The organism is Anaerococcus lactolyticus S7-1-13, from assembly GCF_000758765.1.
GTDB classification, from domain to species: Bacteria; Bacillota; Clostridia; order Tissierellales; family Peptoniphilaceae; genus Anaerococcus; species Anaerococcus lactolyticus.
Map to the genome: position 1 here is coordinate 68,034 of NZ_JRMW01000033.1, position 18,612 is coordinate 86,645.

An 18,612-nucleotide genomic window follows, 5' to 3' on the forward strand; every position below is an offset into this window, starting at 1 on the left:
AAAGATAGTCACCTATCTTCTAATTTCTTCTACAAATTTTAATTCCTCTTCATTAAAATATCTGTATTCTTTTTCCTTAAGATTTGATAGGCTAATCTTCCCTATCCTTATTCTTTTTAGACTTACAACTTTTATTCCGAAAACCTTAAACATCCTTCTTATCTGTCTATTGTATCCCTGATGGATTATAACCCTGTAAGTGTTATTTTCCAAATATTCGATTTTAGCATCAGATGTTTTTTCACCATTGCCTAAATCAAGGCCTTGTGCAAATTGCTTTTCTTGATAGTCCTTAAGTTTTTTATCGACTTTAACTATGTATTCCTTATCAAGTTTGTATTTAGGATGGATTAGATTGTTGGTAAATTCGCCGTCATTTGTTATTATTAAAAGTCCTTCACTATCCTTATCTAACCTGCCTGCAGCAAAAAACCTCTTATCAATATCAACTAAGTCATTTAAGTCTTTTTCATTATAGGGATCAAAATTCGATGTTATAAAGCCTACTGGCTTATACAATTTTATATAAAACTTCTTTTCGATCGATAAAACTTTACCTTCTACTTCAACCCTATCATCATCACAAACATCAATTCCTGGTTCTAAGATTACTTCATCATTAATTTTTACCTTGCCCTTTAGAATCAGCTCGTCAGCCTTTCTCCTTGAAGTGTAACCAGCATGAGCAATAAATTTATTAATCCTCATTTTTCTCTATCCTTATTTCAGGCAAGTCATCCAAAGAATTCAAATTAAAATATTGCAAAAAGTTATCAGTTGTTACATAGATAATTGGCTTGCCTATTTTATCGAGCCTTCCTTTTTCTGTAATTAATTTTTTTTCTAAAAGCGAATCAATAGTTGATTGAGAATTAACCCCTCTGATTTTATCTATCTCAACTCTTGTTATTGGCTGCTTATAAGCTATTATTGATAAAGTCTCTAGGGTTGAATTTGTTAGTTTTTTATCTGACTTTGAAAGAAGTGATTCAAAATACTTATCGCTAGCCTTCCTAGTTGTAAATTGGAAAGAATTGTTAAAATTTCTTATAACAAGACCAGTTTGCCTGTCTTTTCTTTCATCAATCATCTCATCTAGGCATTTTTTTATATCAGCCTTAGGCAAGTCATATAAAATTTTACTAATTTCATCAATACTTATAGGTTCAGCCCATATATATAAGACCTCTTCAATGAGACCTTTTAAGTAGTCTTCCGTCATTTAACCCTCTTAATAATCTTAAATGAGTTCATATCTATTTGTTTAATATATATTTCATTTAGCCTTACCATTTCTAATAAGGCTAGGAAAGTTGCAATACACTCAGCTTTTGAATTAATTCTTTTGGTAATATCAACCAAGTTTAATTCTTTAGAAAAGTTTAGGGTCTTCCTAAGACTTATCAAATATGAATTAACATCCGGTATCTTAACTTGCTCAAAAATTTTCTCTTCGCTCTTTTTTTCTATCGCAAGTCTTCTTAGTAACTTTGAAAATTCATTAGAAAGAATATCGACATCTTGAGATATGATTAAATTATCTTTTTGATAAGTTGAGAGATCTTCTTGATATTTTGAATGAATTTTCCTAGCTTCATCTTCTAAAAATTTAAAATCATCTTGAACAGATTTTATTTTTTTATATTCAATAAGATAAGAAAGAAAATCTTCTTCTAGCCCTTCATTTTCAGGTTTTGGCAAGAGTTTGTTTGCCTTAATTGTCAATAGAATTGAAGATGTATATATAAATTCAGATAGCATAGAAATATCAATATCCATTTTTGCCATTTCCTCTAAAAATGGAGCTGTAATCTCTTCTATTTTTACGTCATATATGTCAATTTTTTCCCTATCAATCAGTTTTAACAATAGCTCAAAAGGGCCCTCAAAATCTTCAAGTTTTATATTAAGCTTCATTTATCCTTCTTAGAGCATAAAAAATTGCAATAATTGTCTTAGCGTCAGTTATTTCACCATTTTCAATCATCTGATATAAATCAGTTAATAAATATGATTTACTCATCAAATTTTCATCCTCGTCTAAGTCTAATGGAGATTCTACTAAATCTTCAGCAACGAAAAAAGATAATTTATCGTTTGTAAAACCAGGTGAAGCGTGCATATCGAATAGATAAGTTACTTTCTGAGGGAAAAATCCCACTTCTTCTTGGAGTTCTCTTTTTGCAGTTTCAATTGGAAGTTCACCTGGGTCCACAAGACCTGCAGGAATTTCTAGAGTTACCTTATCGATAGCCTTCCTATATTGACGAACCATCCATATCTTATCAGGACCATCAAAAGCGATAATACCAACTCCTTTTTGGTGGTCGACTATTTCCCTCTTAGAATATCTCTTATTTTCAAGTTCAACAGTTTCCACCCTGAGCTTAAGAATTTTACCGTCATAAATAGTATCTGACTTTATTGTTTTTTCATATAACTTTTCTTCATTCATTTCTTAGATCCTCCGCCATTTTCAAAATTTCTCTGGCTGATTTAATAGTAGTTTGTGTAATGTCAACTCCACCAATTAATCTAGCAATTTCAAGAGTTCTCTCGTCTTCTTTTATATTTTTGGAACTTGATATTGTATAATTTCCATCATCTTCCTTGCTGATTAATATATGGTTATTGGCAAGGGAAGCTATCTGTGGCAAGTGACTTATGGCTATAATCTGTCTTTTACTAGAAAGGTCTAGTATTTTTTCTCCGACAATCTGTGCAGTCCTACCACTTATACCAGTATCAATTTCATCAAAAATCATTGTGTCTATCTCATCAAAACTAGCAAAAACGTCTTTAAATGCTAACATTATCCTGGAGATTTCTCCTCCAGATGCAGTTTTTGTTAAAGATGTCAAACTCTCACCTTTATTTGTTCTTATTAAGAAATCAACATCATCGAAACCAGTTTTATCGATGTTTTCTTTTTTATTAATACCGACTTTAAACTTACCATTTTTTATATTTAATTCCACTATTTCTTTGTTCAATGATTTTTCTAGGCTCTTTATTTTATTTATTCTTATCTCGTGAATTTCTTCCGAATATTTCATAATCTTATTATCAATATCTGATAAAATATTAGTAAGATTATTCCTTAAATCATCAATTTGATCTAACTCACTCAGCCTTTCTTTCATCGAGTCATAATAAGCCTTGATGTCATCAATGTTGTTGCCGTATTTTCTTTTTAAGTCAAAAAGTTTTTTATTTAAATCTTCCAATGCTTCCAGTTTTTCAGGATCTGTTGATAGAAAATCTACATAGGAATCTGCTTGCGAATAAATGTCGTCAAGTTCATCCGATAAGGCTACTAACCTGTTATAAAGGTCAGAAGATTTTTTATCTATAGTAATGAATTCGGATATATTTGAAGCAGCTTCATTTAGAAGTTTGCTTGCTGATGCTATCTCATAATCACTTGAATCTAGTAGTTCAAGCATCCTGTAGTAACCGTCTTTCAAACTTGAAATATTAGTAAGTCTCTTATACTCACTTTCAATTTCTTCCTCATCAAGATTAAATAAATCAATACTATCAATCTCATCAATTTGATAGTTCAACAAATCTCTTTCCCTACTTAATTCTTCATCGGATAAATCAAAATCTTTAAATCGTCTTAAGTAGTCGTTTTTTTCCTTAAATAAACTTGCCAACTTGCTTCGGATGTCTTTTGTTTTGCCATCATTTTGATATGAATCTATAAGGTCGATATAATTAGCCTTATTCATATAGATATTTGAGTCACCTTGCTTATAGACATCAATCAAATCATCACTTATTTCTTTTAGAATATTAATATTTGAAAGTCTACCATTAATTCTAATGCTTGAAGTGTTTTTCCCAATATTTCTAGTAATAATAAGTTTATCATCATCAAAACTAATACCTAGATTTGTTAATTTTTGTATCAAATCATCCTTTAGTAAAAAAACAGCTTCTATGATACTTTGATCTTTAAAATTGCCAATAATATCCTTACTGGCTCTTTTGCCTAAAAGTAAATTAATCGCTTCAAGGATTATAGATTTTCCTGAACCTGTTTCACCTGTCAAGACATTAAACTTATCTTCAAAAAATATATGATCTTTTTTGATAATAATAAAATTATCTATATAAAGCTCCGCAAGCATTATTTAACAAGTGCCCTTATATCTTCAACAAGATTTTCAATTGATTCAAAGTCTTTAGGTGTTATAAATATAGTGTCTATTCCGGTAACCATACCACCCACATTATCTAATTTGGCATTGGTAATATATTGTCCACATACAGTTGCGCAATATGATATGGTTTTAATCACTATAAGTTGAGCAGAAATTTCTACAGATAGTACCGCTTCCTTAAAAATCTTTTCAATTCTTTCTGTTAAAGTATCATAAACAGCATCTACGACAGTATATTTGTACTCATAATCATCACTTTGCACCTTTGAAATTCTTAACTCTTTTATATCCCTAGAAATTGTTGCTTGAGTCGCATTTACCCCTTGGGATTTCAAGATTTCAGAAAGTTGGCTTTGGGTTCTGACGTCATTGTTTTGAATAATATCTAATATTAATCTTTGTCTAGTGTATTTTTTCATAATTTCCCCTAATAACTTCGACTTGATAAGTAATCAATTAAATATGATAAAACTTCATTATTTTTAAAATCTCTAATAGAGTTTCTTGCATTATTATCGACTTCATCTAAAAGTTTAATAGCATCCTGTTTTTCCATTACATTTAGAATATTAAGTTCATCTTTGTAAGTATCCTCGAGTAAATCATCTTGGATTTGAAAGGCGAGTCCAAGATTTTCTGCAAATACCTCGATTTTTCTATAAGTATCTTCAGTCTCGTTGCTAGTTAAAGCTGCTGCTAGGCATGCCGCCTTAAATAAGTCTGATGTTTTTTTCTTATATACTTCTAAAAGATAGGATAAATCATAAGTCGACTCTCTTCTTAAATCCATGACTTGTCCTTCAATCATTCCATATCTTGATGCTCTTTCTAGAATATAAGACGAAGCCTTTAGATATGAAGAATCTTTAATACCTATATCAAAAAGTACAAGTGCCGCTTCATTTAGTAAGGAATCTCCGGTAAGGATACCAATATCTTCACCAAACTTTTTATGAACACTTTCCTTTCCTCTCCTATAATCATCATCATCCATTGCAGGTAGGTCATCATGGACTAAAGAATAGGCATGGATAAATTCGATTGACATAGCGAGTTTATAGTCCAATTCGCTAATGTTTTGTGAAAACATTTTCTTTGTTTCTAGGTATAAGAATGCTCTTATCCTCTTACCACCATCTGTTGCATAGACCATAGCCTCTTCAAGTTTATTTTTAGGATTAAAGTATGATTGAATTTCCCTGTCAATAATCTTCTTATCTAAACTGAGACTTTCCAAAAATTTTTCTTTATTCATCATTTCCTATAACTTCCACCTTGGCTCTAAAGTCTTCTAACTTTTCTTCAAGGTCCTTATACATATTTTTAGCTTTGTCATAAAGCTTGATTGCTTCATCTAGATTATCCTTATTATTTTCAATTTCATCTAAAATTTCTTCGATTTTTTTGTATTGGTCTTCGAAAGATTTATCCATTAATAATCCTTGCCTTTAATTTTCCATCAACAAATATCAATTCTATTTGATCTCCTTCAGTTAAGCTGTGTGCAGAATAGACGTTTTTCCCATCAAATTTTATTTCAAAATGTTGTTTTCTAACATCAATTAATTTTTCTACATAATCCAGTTTGATTGCCAAATTCTTAAACTTATTTTCATTGTAGCTGAAAACATTTTTTATAGCCTTGTTGATCTCTTGGTTTAGCGAACTAAGTGCATTTATTTTATCCTCAGTTAGCTTAGCTGGTGAAGATTTTTTTATTTTAGCATCTAATACCTTAAGCTTAAGTTCAGTCATAACTATTGTGTTTTTAATTAATGACTCAGCCTTATCAAATTTGTTAATTATCTTTTTTTCGTAATCTACATAATCACTAATCAAATATGACCCCACCTCAGTTGGTGTTTGCAGGCTTAAATCACTTGTGTAGTCAATTAAAGTCGTATCTATGTTATGACCAATAGCTGAGATAATTGGGGTTTTTGCTGCAAATACAGCTTCAATAATTTTTCTCTTGTTAAAGCTTGATAAATCTTCATTAGAGCCCCCACCCCTGGTGATAACAATTACATCCAAGCTAAGATTATCTAAAGTTCTGATAGCATTTGCAATCAAAACTTCTGCGTCATCACCTTGAACCTTTACAGGATCTAGATAAATATGTATATCATTAGCCTTGCTGTTTATCATGGCAAGAAAATCCATAATAGCAGCTCCGTCTTTAGATGTTATTAACCCTATTTTTTTAACAAGTTTTGGTATCGGCTTTTTGTTTTCCTTTTCAAAGTAGCCCTTTGACTTAAATTCCTCTTTCATTTTGAGAAATTCTAAAAATTCTTTTGAAATACCGACATCCTCAACTTCATTTACAATAATAACAAGCTTTGAAGAGTAATTATTAAAAGAAAGATTTCCCTTAATAATTACTTCTTTACCAGGGCTAAAATCAAAACTTATTTCCTTATCTTCGTAATAGTAAATAACAGCATCTATTAAATCATTGCCTTCCTTTAAGGAAAAATATAAATGATAATTGTTAATTCTAATATTGCAAAGTTCACCTATTAAATTTATTCTTTGAAAGATTGGGTCATGTTTAATATTCGATTTTATATATTCATTAAATTGCTTAACACTTAAGGGTTTTCTCATTTATTTTCATTTCTTACAATATTGCCAAGGATCAAATTAACTATCTTATAGTCGTCTTCATTAGAAAACTTTTTGGCAATATTTACAGCTTCATTTATTGAAACAGAAACAGGTATATCAAGAAAATATATTTCATTGATGGATAAATAAATTATCGACTTAACCACCCTACTAAGCTTTGGCATACCTTTTGGTGCATTGTCTTGTAAAATCTTATCAATCTTTTCAAAATTTTTCTTATAAGAATTAATAGATTCAACAATAAAAGTCTCATCCTCACTTAGCTTGTGGTTGGATAATAAATCTTTAGTATCTTCGATTTTATTTATTGTGTCTTGAAAAATAAGTTTAAAAACCCATTCTCTTTGATCAGTTCTTTTCATTAGATTTCTAGTTTGCTTATATTAACATTAATCTTGCTAACATTAAGTCCAGTCATAGTTTCAACAACATTTTTAACATTTTCTTGAATTTTTTTAACTGTTTTCCTAACATTAACATTTTTATCCAAAGAAAGATCTAAATCTATAACAAGGTGACCATCAACATTTCTAATTGATGATTTATTTGTCCTAGTTCCTAGTGAATGAATAAATCCTTCATCAGAATTTTCTTCATATACTCCATAAACGTCATTAGCCGCTTGGATTGCGATTTGATCTAAAACCTCATCTGCAATCTTCACAGAACCGTCTTTGAAATTACTTGACATTATCTACTCCTAAACTCTTGATAGGTATTCACCACTTCTTGTATCTATTTTAATTACATCGCCTTCGTTTACAAATATTGGCACGTTGATTACTGCTCCAGTTTCAACTGTAGCTGGTTTTGTAACGTTAGTAGCAGTATCTCCCTTAACACCTGGCTCTGTTTTTACTACCTGAAGTTCAACAAAGTTTTGTGGATCAATAGAGAATGGCTTACCTTGGTAAAATTTAATAAGAACTGTATCATTTTCTCTTACATAGATAATAGCATCCTTAACATTGTCTTCTTCGATTCCAATTTGTTCGAAACTTTCTGGGTCCATAAAATAATACAATTGACCGTCATTGTATAAATATTGCATTTCTTTTGTAGAAATAACTGCATTTTCAAATTTTTCACTTGGGTTAAAGGTTACATCTTTTGCTCCGCCGTTCATAACAGACCTAATTTTAGCTCTTACAAAAGCAGCTCCCTTGCCTGGTTTAACGTGTTGGAAATCGACAACTTGATATACATCATTATCGTATACGAAAGTTACACCTTTTCTTAAATCATTTGCTGAAATCATAATTCCTCCTAGTTGATATTTCTTTAATTATTATACCATATTTAGCCCTTAATTGAAAATTTTATTCATAAATATAAAACTATTTTCATGTGGTTTTCATCCCTATGCATACTTTTATAAATATAAGTATAATACACTCAAGGAGTCTTTATGAAAAGCTTAGGAATTATTTCAGAATTTAATCCCTTTCACAACGGGCATAAATTTTTATTAGATCAAGCCAAAATCCAATTAAATACAGATTTACATATCTCAATTATGAGTGGCGACTTCATCCAAAGAGGTGATGCCAGCATTATGGATAAGTATTTAAGAGCCTATGTGGCTATTAAATCTGGCTTTGACCTTGTGGTCGAAATGCCAAGTTTTGTAAGCTTGCAAGCTGCTGAATTTTTTGCTTTGAAATCAATTGTTATTTTAGATAAAATGAATATTGACTACTTAGTTTTTGGCATTGAAAACATTAGCCCAGATGACTTTCTCCAAGGAGCTAGGAAAATCATTGAAAATCAAAATTCTATTGATGGAAAGATAAAAAGTCTTTTAAAGGAAGGGCTATCTTATCCTAAAGCATATAACCTCATAATTAATGAGCTTGTCGGACGCGACTTTGTTTCATCTAATAATATATTGGCTCTTGAATACTTAAGGGCTATTAATAAAATAAATTCAAAAATAAAACCTTACCCTATTAAAAGAATCAAAACTGCTAACAAAGATAAATTAATCTACGACGAATGTTTTGCATCATCGACTGCGATTAGAAATAATTTAGATTCAGAAATTTATAAGCTAATGCCAGCTATTTCCTTTGAAAAACTTATTGATTTTAGAAACACCTACCAAGATTTTGATGAAGATTATATATACAAGATATTTAGGTACAAAATTCTAATAGAAAAATCTCCTATGACTACTATATTAGGTTTTGAAGAAGGTATCGATAACTATCTTTATAGGTTAGCAAGAAGAAATCTTTCTTATAAATCTTTCTTAGACGAGGCTACATCGTTGAGATATACGAGGTCAAGGATAAAAAGAATAATATTAAATTATATCTTAGCTAATACCGAAAATTTAAATGACATTGATATTTCTTTCATAAAAATTCTCGCCTACAATGAAAATGCGAGTCAGATTTTTAAAAAATTATCAGAAAATCTCAAGCTTGTGATTAATAAAAAAGACATCTCTAAGCTAGATTCTAATAATCTTCTAATTCATAAAAAAATGATAGAAGCATCAAACCTCTATAGCCTCGGTATTAATCGAGATATTGATTATGATTTTGTGCACAATAATAGACCTATCGATTGATAGGTCTTATTTTTATCTATTTTCTAAAATTTTATCTCTATTTTTTTCAAGTTGTTGAACAAGTTGACCAAAGTTATCTATTGAACCAGTGAAAAGTCTGTCAATATAGTCATAGGATTGTTGTCTTATATTTTTAGCTTCAGCTGCAGCTTCTTGTAAAATCCTATCAGCTTCTTTTCTTGCTTGTTGGGTAAGTTCATGTTCGCTTACCATTTTTTGGTATTGGCTCTTAGCTTGTTCTTTAAAATTTTTAATTTCGCCTTCAGCTTGGCTAAGTCTATTGCTTGCTTCACTGCTTGCTTCAGACAGAATCCTATCTTTTTCATCAGTTACCCATTGAGCTTGCTTGATTTCTTCAGGTAGGGAATCTTTCATTTCATTTAAAATCTCATAAATCTCATCAGGATCTACTGCGATTTTCTTAGAGAAAGGTACAGAGCTTGCCTCGTCCATTATATCTTCCATCTCAAGAATAAGATCAGTAATTTTGTTTGCCATGTTTCCTCCTAATAGTTAAATTTTTCTTTAATTTTTTTCTCAACGCTTGGACTTACAAACGCTGACACATCACCTTTAAAAGCAGCTATTTCTCTAACACCACTCGAACTAACAAATGAATAAGTAGGATTACTTAGTAGAAAAATTGTCTCAAGTCCCTCATAAAGAGTTGAATTAACTCTAGCAATATCCTTTTCATATTCATAATCTGTAACACCCCTTAATCCCCTAGCTATTAGCTTGACATCATGATCTTGTGCAAATTTTACTAATAGTCCATCGAAGGAATATATGTATGTGTTAGATAGCTTTTCGTCTCTAATTTCCTCTTTTATTATATCTTTTCTTTCATCAACAGTAAATAGAGAACATTTGTTTTCGTTATTTAATATAGCTACAATCACTTCATCAAACATACTACTCAGTCTTTTGATAATGTCCATATGACCCTTTGTAAGGGGATCGAAGCTACCTGGGTAAATTACTTTCATTTTGTATAAAATTTTATAAATTTCCTTCCATAAGATTTATCTTTCAAAATATTTAAGTTATACTTATCAGAAAAATCTATATCTTTACTTGATTCAGTAATAACTATACCATCTTCACTTAATAAGTCATACTCTAAAATATAAAATAAAGCCTTGTCTATAAAGTCTGTCTCATAGGGTGGGTCTAAAAAAATATAGTCAAAATCCAAACCTTTTTCTGACAAATCTTTCAAACACCTTATAAAATCCATCTTTGAAGCATAAACTCTTTGCCTATCAACCTTATCTAGATTTTGATTAAGGATGGAAAAATTAGAATAATTTTTTTCGTTAAAGTAAACTTCATCAGCTCCCCTAGATAAAAACTCTATCCCCATTTGACCGGTGCCAGAGAAAAGATCTAAGGCCCTAAAACTATTTTTGTAAGGATAAAGCATATCAAAGATAGCTTCTTTAACTTTATTGTCGGTTGGCCTAGAAGTCTTAGACTTGGGACTCAATAGATTGTATCCTTTATATTTTCCTGCTACTACTTTCATCAATTTAATATAATATCCTTATCTTCATCAAAATAATCTCTTATAAATTCTAAATTAACACCATTATAAGAATTTTCTTTTAGGTAATCAAATATTTCGAAGGTTTTATTCGTTTCTTCCTCAGTCATATTTAAAAATTCAATCTCAGAAAGATTTTTCCCGTGTTGGATGAGGGATAATATCTTGCCCCCACCTCTCAGTTCATAGTCTTTTTGTGATATTTCAAAACCATCATTAGAATCTACTAGAATTTTTAGCTTACTTTTAGGATTAACATCTTTACTAACTAAGTAGCAATAAGAATCATATTCTCCCCTGCCAACTCTACCTCTCAATTGGTGAAGTTGGGATAAGCCAAAATTATTAGAATTATAAATAACCATCGTATTTGCATTTGCCACATCTATTCCTACTTCAATGACTGTCGTAGAAATCAAAATATCAATTTCATGGTTATTAAACTTTTTTAAAATTTCTTCCTTAAGACTCGCCTTAAGTTTTCCGTGAAGTTTTTCTATTCGATGAGTCTTAAAGATTTTCTTATATTTTTTATAAAGATTTTCTACAGAATTAGTATCCTCTGCATCAATATTGTTGCTAACAACATAAACTTGCCTACCAGCTTTTAGACCTTCTTTTATATTTTCAAAAAGAATTTCCTGGTGGTCTTCATTGACAATACTTGTTATAATGCTAGCCCTGCCTTTAGGAAGTTCGTTGATTATACTTAGATCCAACATCTTATTTATTCTAAGACTTAAAGTTCGTGGAATGGGTGTAGCTGTCATTGTTAGGTAGTTAGCATCAATACCTTTCTTTGCCAATTCCTGCCTTTGCCTTACACCAAACCTGTGCTGTTCATCATTTACAACAAGTCTTAAATTCCTAAATTTCACGTCTTCTTCTATTAGGGCATGAGTACCGACTGCCATATCAATAGTGCCGTCTCGAAGACCTTCTTTAATTTCTTCTTTATTCTTGGAAGAACCAGTTAAAAGAGCAAGCTTTAGTCCAAATCCTCCAATAAAATCCTTATATTTTTCATACTGTTGGATAGCAAGCACCTCTGTCGGTACCATCATGGCTGCTTGATAAGAGTTTAATCCAAAAACTAGCATTGAAACCATGGCCACAATAGTTTTACCAGAACCAACATCTCCTATTAAAAGTCTATTCATCGAAATATCTTTATCAGAATCTTCTAAAATTTCCTTCAATGACCTTAGTTGAGACCTTGTTAGGGAAAAAGAAAGTTTGGCTAATATTTCTTTCAAATCATATTTTAAACTTATATCTTGTTTATTTCTTTGAAGTTTTCCGAGATAATCTAAAAAAATTAATTCTTTTAATAAATCACCAATTTTTATGTCTGTTTTTGCTTTGAATAAGGTTTGAAGATTACTAGGAAAATGCACTTCTTTAAGTGCCTTTTCCCTATCCATAAGATTAAATCTTTCCTTTAGTGACTTTGATAAAATGTCTTCTCTTACATCAAATTCTTTTAAGGCTTCCTTGATAAAAGCATTCAGATTTTTTTGGCTGATACCAGAAGCTAGTGGATATATAGAGTATATTGCCCCTATCATATCCCCTTCTAAATTTTCAAAAATAGGATTTACTGACTCATAGTAACCATTTTTATAAGCTACTTTAGTGTAGAACTTATAAGTCTCGTTTAATCTAATCTTTCTTATAGAAAACCTATCATTAAACCAAATGACTCTGATTTTTTTAAAATCGCCTTCCGCAAAATACATATAAGAAACAATCATGTTCTTTAATCTTTTTACGTAGGCTTTTGAAATAGCTTTCCATTCGAAATAATAAGACCTAGTTGGACTTGCCTTTAAAACGCTAGCTTTAATCCTTCTATCCTCGTATTCCCTTGGATAGTAAGAATATAGGTCCCTAACAGTATATATATCTAGCTTTGAAAGAGCCTTGGCTTTTTTAGGGCCTATCCCTTTCAAGCTTGTTAAATCCTTATTCAAGTGTAGCTTGATAATAATATACTGGCTGTCCGCCAAAGACTAACTCAATATCAATATCCTTATAGTCTTTTGAAAGCTTCTTCACAAGGTCTTTTGCCTTTCTCTTATCAGCTTCCTCACCATAATATAGGGTTACTAATGATATATCATCGTCCTTATCAACGGCAATTTTGATAGCCTCTCTAGTTGTTTCTTCAATATTAGAAGTAGTTGCCACAATCTTTCCATCAAGGATGCCTATATAGTCATCTTTCTTAATTTCAATATTATTAACACTTGTGTCTCTAATAGAAATAGAAACTTCTACTGTGTGCATATCACTAATAGCATCTGCCATATTCTCAATATTCTCTTCTAAATCTTCATCTTCATCGAACTCGAGCATAGCTGTGAATGTTTCTGGAATAGATCTTGTTTCTAAAACCATAGCATTTTTGTCAGTCAATTGGCAAGCCTGTTTTGAAGCCATAATTATATTCTTATTGTTTGGGAAAATAATTATATTTTCAGCTGCCACTTCTTCGATATTTTTATAAATATCTTCTGTAGAAGGGTTCATAGTTTGACCTCCTGAAATAATTTTGTCTATATTCATAGACTTTAATATTTCATCAAAACCTTCACCCCTTGATACAGCTATAAATCCGTATTTTTTAAGTTTTTCAGGCTCTTTTACAGCATTTTCGATATCTGGTTTAGTATTTTCAACTTCAAGTTTTACTAAAATACCGTCAACTAGGATCTTCGAAATTATTTGTTGTGGATATTCAGAACGAGCTTCTGCCTTTAGGTGACCATCTTTATATTCATAGTCGAAATTTGTTGACAAAGAATCAATTGAGTCACTAATTTTTTCAAAGTCATTTTCTTTTATTAAAAGTTCGAAGTAAATCTTATAGGAACCTTCTTCTACACTTTCTGAACTTGATAGGTCAATATCTCTGTCGATATCTCCATTAAGAGCATTAAGAGCACCCCTAAGTAGGAACATCAGACCTTGTCCACCAGAATCTACTACTCCAGCTTCCTTAAGAACTGGAAGTTGTTTTGGTGTATTATCAAGAGCAATTTGACCTTCAGTTATGATCTCCACAAGATAATCATCTAAATTTTTATTTTCATCAAAAGCTTCTTCTGCCTTTTCAGACATCTTTCTAGCAACAGTAAGGATGGTACCTTCTGTTGGCTGCATGACAGCTTTATAGGCAGTTTTTGTTGCATTTTTAAAAATATCTCTTATTTCAAGAGCACCAATCTCATCCTTACCTTTGAGAGTCTTAGACATTCCTCTAACAAGTTGAGATAAGATAACCCCAGAGTTACCCCTAGCACCCATAAGTGTGCCTTGGCTAAGAGCTTTGGCTATTTCTTCAACACTTAATCCGCTTGTTTGATTTACTTTATCTACACCGGATTTCATGGTCATATTCATATTTGTACCTGTATCTCCATCAGGAACAGGGAATACATTTAATTCGTCTACAAGAGACTTATTCTCTTCTAAATATTTATAGGCTCCAATGACCATTTGTTGGAGCTTACTTGCATCAATTACTTTCATACTTCTCCTATCTATTGATTCCTTGAACATAGATATTTACTTCTGCAACATTAACATTCAAAGATTTCTCAATATTATATTTAACATTTTCGATTATATTTTGGCATACTACAGGTATTCTTATTCCATATTCTAAAAATAAAGAAATGTAAATAGCAACTGTACCATTGTCTCTTCTTATAACCTCAACGCCTCTTTGCATGTTATTTACTCCAAGAAGCTTGTATATCCCATCTCTAGCAGATCTTGATGCGAGTCCTACAACCCCATAAGATTGCATAACACTTGCAACAGCTATATTTGCAATAACGGAATCATCGATTGTTATTTTTCCTAAATTATTTACATATCTGATCGTCATAATACCTCCAAAGTGTATTAATAATAAATCTTCGTTTTACTTTATTATACCATAAATTTGTAAGTCTGATAAATTATTGCCACCTATCTGAATTCTATTTTAATTATATTCTTATTTAATATAATAATTATGTATTTTTGCAAAGAAAAAATCGCCAATGAATGGCGATTTTCCTTGCTTATATTATTTATTTGCTAATTTCTTGTAAGATTCATATCTTTCCTTAGCTGCTTTTTCAGCTTCTTGATAAAGCTCATCAGCAGTTTCTGGGAATGATCTCTTAAGTGATGAATATCTTACTTCACCTTGGATGAATTCTTGGAATGATCCTGTAGGTTCTTTAGAGTCTAATTGGAATGGATTTTTGCCCTCTTCAGCAAGTCTTGGGTCAAATCTCCATAAGTGCCAGTAACCTGCTTCTACGGCTTGTTTTTCTCTGTATTGTGATTTACCCATACCAATTCTGATACCGTGGTTAATACATGGAGCGTAAGCAATTACGATAGATGGTCCATCATAGCTTTCAGCTTCTTTAATAGCCTTTAGAGTTTGGTTTTGATTTGCGCCCATAGCAACTTGTGCTACATATACATAACCATATGAAGTCATCATTAGACCAAGGTCTTTCTTTCTTACCTTTTTACCAGATGCAGCAAATTGTGCTACTGCTGATAATGGTGTAGATTTAGAAGATTGTCCACCTGTGTTAGAATATACTTCTGTATCGAATACGAAGATATTGATGTTTTCACCACTTGCAAGTACGTGATCAACGCCACCAAATCCTATATCGTAACTCCATCCGTCACCACCAAAGATCCATACAGATTTTTTAATCATGTAGTCTTTTAGTTTAAGGATGTTGTTTAGATATTTCTTAGCATCTTCGCCTTCAACTTCTTCTTTAACATTTAAGATAGCTGCTGTTGCTTCTTTAGAAGCTCTAACATCATCTTTTCCTTCAAGCCATGCTTTGAATGCTTCGTTATATTGAGAATCAAGACCTAGTTCTAGGAACTTAGTCATGTTATCTTCAAGTAAGTGAGTATTTGCTTCTGCTGCAAGTTTCATACCATATCCGTATTCAGCAGCATCTTCAAATAATGAGTTACCCCAAGCTGGACCCTTACCTGTTGCAAGGTTCTTTGTGTATGACATAGCTGGTGCAGATGCTCCCCAGATTGAAGAACAACCAGTAGCGTTTGCTATATACATTCTATCGCCAAATAATTGGGTAATTAATTTAGCATATGGAGTTTCACCACAACCTGCACATGCGCCAGAGAATTCGAATAATGGTTGTTTGAATTGGCTTCCCTTTAATGTCATGTCGTCCATAACATTTTCTTTGTAGCCAACAACTTCATGAGCATATGTCCAATGATCTTTTTCTTTTTCAACTTCTTCTTCGAAAGGTTTCATTAGAAGAGCTTTCTTTGGAGCTGGACATACGTCAGCGCAGTTACCACATCCTGTACAGTCTAGTGGAGATACTTGAATCCTAAATGTAAATCCGTCCATGCCCTTACCAATAGCTTTTTTAGTTTCAAAGCCTTCAGGAGCATTAGCCTTTTCTTCTTCTGTTACTAAGAATGGTCTAATTACAGCGTGTGGGCAAACGTAAGAACATTGGTTACATTGAATACAATTATCTATTTGCCATTCAGGAACGTTAAGAGCTATACCTCTCTTTTCGTAAGCTGTTGTACCTGATTCAAATTCACCATTTTCGATGCCTTTAAAAGCAGAAACTGGAAGGTCATCTTCTTTTTGTTCAAGCATTGGTTTAACGATGTTTTTAATGAAATCTGGTAGTTCTTTTTCTTCTTTAACTTCGTCAACTGCATCTTTCCATTCAGCTGGAACGTTAACTTTAATTGGAGCTTCAAGACCCTTATCAACAGCATTGTAGTTCATGTTTACAATGTCTTCACCCTTATGACCATAAGATTTAACTATTGATTCTTTTAAGTATCTAACAGCGTCTTCTACTGGAATTACTTTTGTTAGGTTGAAGAATGCTGATTGCATGATCATGTTTGTTCTTCCACCAAGACCGATGCTTTGAGCAATATGGCTTGCATCTAGGATATAGAAATCAATGTTCTTTTCAGCAAGAACTCTCTTCATCTTAGCTGGAAGGTGTTGTTCAAGTTCTTCAACTGACCAAACAGTATTTAATAAGAAAGTACCACCTTCTTTAATACCTGCTAATAGGTCATATTGGTTAACATAAGCTTGTTTTGAACAAGAAATAAAGTCAGCTTCGTCTAATAGGTATGTTGATAGGATAGGTTCTTTACCAAATCTTAAGTGAGATACAGTCAAACCACCTGATTTTTTAGAGTCATAATCGAAATAACCTTGTGCATACATGTCTGTATTATCACCGATTATCTTGATAGCTTGTTTGTTAGCACCTACAGTACCATCAGAACCGAATCCCCAGAATTTACATCTGCTTGTACCTTCATGTCTAACTTTGAAATCATCTCTTGGAAGTGATTTGTTAGTAACATCATCAGTGATTGATAATGTGAAGTCATGTTTTGGTTCATCTTTGTCGAGGTTGTCATAAACAGCCTTAATGTCTGCTGGAATTGTATCTTTTGATGAAAGACCGAAGATACCACCAATGATTAATGGTCTCTTTTCTTCTTCATAGTAGCATGCTTTAACATCAAGGTAAAGTGGGCTTCCTACAGCGCCTTTTTCTTTTGTTCTATCAAGAACAGCTATTTTCTTAACTGTAGCAGGAATTGCTTTTAGTAAGTGTTCTTTTGAGAATGGTCTGTATAGGTGAACTTCTACCATACCAACTTTTCTGCCTTCTTTTAGAAGAACATCAATTGTTTCTCTAGCAGCTTGACATACAGAACCCATAGCTATGATGATATTTTCTGCATCATCAGCACCATAGTATGTGAATAAACCATAGTTTGTTCCAATTTTTTCATTGATTTGGTTCATATAGTTTTCAACTATACCAACGATATCTGTATAAGCTGTGTTGCTTGCTTCTGTTCTTTGGAAGAAGATATTCTTTTCAGCTGTACCCATGTGTTTTGGTCTTTCTGGGTTTAGTGAATGGTTCTTGAATTCTTCAACAGCCTTGAAGTCTAACATTGTAGCAAGGTCTTTGTAGTCCCAAACTTCAACTTTTTGAATTTCGTGACTTGTTCTAAATCCGTCAAAGAAATTGATAAAAGGAATTCTACCTTCAATAGCAGCTAAGTGAGCTACTGGAGATAAGTCCATAACTTCTTGAACTGAGTTTGATACAAGCATAGCGCAACCTGTTTGTCTAGCAGCCATAACGTCTGAATGGTCACCATAAATAGATAGTGCGTGAGTTGCTATAGTTCTTGCAGAAACGTGGAAAACACCTGGTAATCTTTCTCCAGCAATCTTATACATGTTTGGAATCATTAATAATAGACCCTGGCTTGCTGTATATGTACTTGTTAGTGCTCCTGCTGCAAGTGATCCATGCATAGCTCCTGCTGCGCCGGCTTCTGATTGCATCTCTTTAACTTTAACTTCTTGACCAAATAAGTTCTTGCGTCCGTTTGCTGCCCATACGTCTACGCTTTCTGGCATTGGTGAAGAAGGTGTGATAGGATATATTGTAGCTACATCAGTAAACGCATATGAAACGTGCGCTGCTGCTGTGTTACCATCCATAGTCTTCATTGCTCTAGTAATTGTCATCTAGACCTCCTAAAATAATTATAAGCAATTATCGTTAACACTACTATTAGTATAATTATATTTTCATTCTTTGTCAAGACTTGGA

20 protein-coding genes are annotated in these 18,612 nt (G+C 32.0%); 1 reads left to right on the forward strand and 19 read right to left on the reverse strand.

Annotated elements, in window-relative coordinates; all coding sequences use genetic code 11:
• Positions 1 to 12 precede the first annotated feature (12 nt).
• From HMPREF1630_RS04905 to efp, 12 genes are read right to left on the reverse strand one after another with little or no spacing between them, the layout of a single operon-like run.
• Positions 13 to 708: a pseudouridine synthase gene (locus HMPREF1630_RS04905; protein WP_037327598.1), complete on the reverse strand. Its 696-nt coding sequence runs from the start codon at positions 706 to 708 to the stop codon at positions 13 to 15.
• Complete coding sequence (gene scpB / locus HMPREF1630_RS04910; protein WP_037327601.1) at positions 698 to 1,222, reverse strand: SMC-Scp complex subunit ScpB; 525 nt, start codon at positions 1,220 to 1,222, stop codon at positions 698 to 700. Before scpB ends, HMPREF1630_RS04905 begins: the two co-directional genes overlap by 11 nt.
• On the reverse strand, positions 1,219 to 1,917 hold the full coding sequence (locus tag HMPREF1630_RS04915) for a segregation and condensation protein A (RefSeq protein ID WP_037327602.1): 699 nt from the start codon (positions 1,915 to 1,917) through the stop codon (positions 1,219 to 1,221). Before HMPREF1630_RS04915 ends, scpB begins: the two co-directional genes overlap by 4 nt.
• Positions 1,907 to 2,455 (reverse strand): NUDIX hydrolase, encoded by a 549-nt coding sequence (locus tag HMPREF1630_RS04920; RefSeq protein WP_037327605.1) that lies wholly within the window; start codon positions 2,453 to 2,455, stop codon positions 1,907 to 1,909. The genes HMPREF1630_RS04915 and HMPREF1630_RS04920 overlap by 11 nt, the downstream gene beginning before the upstream one ends.
• Positions 2,448 to 4,136: a DNA repair protein RecN gene (gene recN / locus HMPREF1630_RS04925; protein ID WP_037327608.1), complete on the reverse strand. Its 1,689-nt coding sequence runs from the start codon at positions 4,134 to 4,136 to the stop codon at positions 2,448 to 2,450. Before recN ends, HMPREF1630_RS04920 begins: the two co-directional genes overlap by 8 nt.
• Entirely contained in the window at positions 4,136 to 4,588 is a 453-nt protein-coding gene (locus HMPREF1630_RS04930) for an arginine repressor (RefSeq protein ID WP_004827579.1), read from the reverse strand. Before HMPREF1630_RS04930 ends, recN begins: the two co-directional genes overlap by 1 nt.
• A gap of 8 nt (positions 4,589 to 4,596) precedes the next feature.
• Positions 4,597 to 5,427 (reverse strand): polyprenyl synthetase family protein, encoded by an 831-nt coding sequence (locus tag HMPREF1630_RS04935; protein ID WP_081931873.1) that lies wholly within the window; start codon positions 5,425 to 5,427, stop codon positions 4,597 to 4,599.
• Positions 5,417 to 5,602, reverse strand: a complete 186-nt coding sequence (gene xseB / locus HMPREF1630_RS04940; RefSeq protein WP_004827583.1) for an exodeoxyribonuclease VII small subunit — start codon at positions 5,600 to 5,602, stop codon at positions 5,417 to 5,419. The genes HMPREF1630_RS04935 and xseB overlap by 11 nt, the downstream gene beginning before the upstream one ends.
• Entirely contained in the window at positions 5,595 to 6,779 is a 1,185-nt protein-coding gene (gene xseA / locus HMPREF1630_RS04945) for an exodeoxyribonuclease VII large subunit (protein WP_037327611.1), read from the reverse strand. The genes xseB and xseA overlap by 8 nt, the downstream gene beginning before the upstream one ends.
• The gene (locus HMPREF1630_RS04950) at positions 6,776 to 7,162 is read right to left on the reverse strand and encodes a transcription antitermination protein NusB (RefSeq protein WP_037327614.1); all 387 of its coding nucleotides are present in this window, start codon (positions 7,160 to 7,162) and stop codon (positions 6,776 to 6,778) included. Before HMPREF1630_RS04950 ends, xseA begins: the two co-directional genes overlap by 4 nt.
• Positions 7,162 to 7,491 (reverse strand): Asp23/Gls24 family envelope stress response protein, encoded by a 330-nt coding sequence (locus HMPREF1630_RS04955; RefSeq protein WP_037327616.1) that lies wholly within the window; start codon positions 7,489 to 7,491, stop codon positions 7,162 to 7,164. Before HMPREF1630_RS04955 ends, HMPREF1630_RS04950 begins: the two co-directional genes overlap by 1 nt.
• Positions 7,492 to 7,500: 9 nt before the next feature.
• Positions 7,501 to 8,058, reverse strand: a complete 558-nt coding sequence (gene efp, locus HMPREF1630_RS04960) for an elongation factor P (protein WP_037327619.1) — start codon at positions 8,056 to 8,058, stop codon at positions 7,501 to 7,503.
• A 150-nt stretch (positions 8,059 to 8,208) separates the two neighbouring features.
• Between efp and HMPREF1630_RS04965 the strand changes: the two genes are divergently transcribed.
• Positions 8,209 to 9,375: a nucleotidyltransferase family protein gene (locus tag HMPREF1630_RS04965; protein ID WP_037327622.1), complete on the forward strand. Its 1,167-nt coding sequence runs from the start codon at positions 8,209 to 8,211 to the stop codon at positions 9,373 to 9,375.
• A 12-nt stretch (positions 9,376 to 9,387) separates the two neighbouring features.
• On the opposite strand, the gene HMPREF1630_RS04970 is transcribed toward HMPREF1630_RS04965, so the two are convergent.
• The 7 genes from HMPREF1630_RS04970 to nifJ all read right to left on the reverse strand — a co-directional run bounded on the left by HMPREF1630_RS04970 (position 9,388) and on the right by nifJ (position 18,527).
• The gene (locus HMPREF1630_RS04970) at positions 9,388 to 9,873 is read right to left on the reverse strand and encodes a hypothetical protein (protein ID WP_004827596.1); all 486 of its coding nucleotides are present in this window, start codon (positions 9,871 to 9,873) and stop codon (positions 9,388 to 9,390) included.
• Between the two features lie 8 nt (positions 9,874 to 9,881).
• Positions 9,882 to 10,364, reverse strand: coding sequence for a pantetheine-phosphate adenylyltransferase (gene coaD / locus HMPREF1630_RS04975; RefSeq protein WP_004827598.1), 483 nt, complete (start codon positions 10,362 to 10,364; stop codon positions 9,882 to 9,884).
• On the reverse strand, positions 10,361 to 10,903 hold the full coding sequence (gene rsmD / locus HMPREF1630_RS04980; protein ID WP_037327624.1) for a 16S rRNA (guanine(966)-N(2))-methyltransferase RsmD: 543 nt from the start codon (positions 10,901 to 10,903) through the stop codon (positions 10,361 to 10,363). The genes coaD and rsmD overlap by 4 nt, the downstream gene beginning before the upstream one ends.
• A complete protein-coding gene (locus tag HMPREF1630_RS04985; protein WP_052039373.1) occupies positions 10,903 to 12,894 on the reverse strand; it encodes an ATP-dependent DNA helicase RecG in 1,992 nt (663 codons plus the stop codon). The genes rsmD and HMPREF1630_RS04985 overlap by 1 nt, the downstream gene beginning before the upstream one ends.
• Entirely contained in the window at positions 12,887 to 14,455 is a 1,569-nt protein-coding gene (locus HMPREF1630_RS04990; RefSeq protein WP_037327627.1) for a DAK2 domain-containing protein, read from the reverse strand. Before HMPREF1630_RS04990 ends, HMPREF1630_RS04985 begins: the two co-directional genes overlap by 8 nt.
• Positions 14,456 to 14,462: 7 nt before the next feature.
• On the reverse strand, positions 14,463 to 14,816 hold the full coding sequence (locus tag HMPREF1630_RS04995) for an Asp23/Gls24 family envelope stress response protein (protein WP_037327629.1): 354 nt from the start codon (positions 14,814 to 14,816) through the stop codon (positions 14,463 to 14,465).
• A 183-nt stretch (positions 14,817 to 14,999) separates the two neighbouring features.
• A complete protein-coding gene (gene nifJ, locus HMPREF1630_RS05000) occupies positions 15,000 to 18,527 on the reverse strand; it encodes a pyruvate:ferredoxin (flavodoxin) oxidoreductase (RefSeq protein ID WP_037327632.1) in 3,528 nt (1,175 codons plus the stop codon).
• Positions 18,528 to 18,612: the final 85 nt, after the last annotated feature.